Below are 357 nucleotides of genomic sequence, written 5' to 3' on the forward strand. Positions count from 1 at the left end.
TAGTTGTCCTGTGTGCTACTTGTAGCTCGATGACATGTCGTGTCCTTGTGATGCCGTCTTTTTTTGTTCTGTATGGCTCATGCAAGGCGGAAGTTCTGTGATTCCTTGCCTAAAGACAAGGCCAGAGAATCCGACGTAACTTCGGTGGCTAATCAAGGGATCCACTACTGTAATCAAATGTTTCGCCTGGAGCGCGCCTGGGAAGACCTTTCCGCTGAAGAAAGATACGAGAAGCGTCAGTCCGAATTAAAACCTCTGCTAGAGAAGTTTTCCGACTGGTGCTCCAAGAAATCAATCTCCGTGTTGCCTTCCGGCAAGCTAGGGACAGCCGTCCAGTATTGCATAAAGCACATGGAC

Annotated in this window: 1 pseudogene; it reads left to right on the forward strand. The window is 48.7% G+C overall.

The features are described from left to right. Window positions 1–69 precede the first annotated feature (69 nt). Window positions 70–357, forward strand: a pseudogene (locus G8O24_RS47280) (IS66 family transposase); the annotation flags it as partial.

The sequence above is a fragment of the Bradyrhizobium campsiandrae genome (assembly GCF_014529705.1).
GTDB classification, from domain to species: Bacteria; Pseudomonadota; Alphaproteobacteria; order Rhizobiales; family Xanthobacteraceae; genus Bradyrhizobium; species Bradyrhizobium campsiandrae.